The sequence below is a fragment of the Amycolatopsis sp. 505 genome, assembly GCF_031625235.1.
Lineage (GTDB): Bacteria > Actinomycetota > Actinomycetes > Mycobacteriales > Pseudonocardiaceae > Amycolatopsis.
In genome coordinates this window covers 1-556 of record NZ_JACKQP010000034.1, presented here as the reverse complement: position 1 = coordinate 556, position 556 = coordinate 1, and the positions used below count along the sequence as shown (strand labels likewise).

Here is a 556-nt window from a genome sequence, read left to right as displayed (position 1 = left end):
CCCGGTAGGAGCCGGCGGGGACGTCGACCCAGGGCAGCTGGGAGAGCAGCCAGCGGGTGGTGATGCCGCGCATTTGCGGCAGGGTTTTGGTGGTGGTGGTCAGGGTCCGCGCGGCGGTGACGCTCAGTGACAGCTGCACCGAAGAGGCCACGGTCACGGTGTTTCCCGGCCGATTTCGGCGCTTTCCAGCACCGCGAGGGCGTCGGGGACGAGGACGGCGGCGGAGTAGTAGGCGGAGACGAGGTAGGAGATGACGGCTTGGTCGTTGATGCCCATGAACCGCACGTTGAGTCCGGGCTGGTATTCGTCGGGCAGCCCGGTTTGGTGGAGTCCGACGACGCCTTGGTTTTGTTCGCCGGTGCGCATGAGCAGGATGGAGCTGGTGCGGGTGTCGGTGACGGGGATTTTGTTGCAGGGCAGGATGGGGATGCCGCGCCAGGAGGGGACTTGGTGGCCGGCGAGGTCGACGCTGGTGGGGTAGATGCCGGCTTTGGTGCATTCGCGGCCGAAGGCGGCGATGGTTTTGGGGTGGGCGAGGAAGAAGCCGGGGTCTTTC

The 556-nt window shown here is 66.7% G+C and carries 1 pseudogene; it reads right to left on the bottom strand.

Annotation, left to right across the window (positions count from 1 at the left end):
• Nucleotides 1-153 precede the first annotated feature (153 nt).
• Nucleotides 154-556, bottom strand: a pseudogene (locus H5965_RS46010) (Crp/Fnr family transcriptional regulator); the annotation flags it as partial.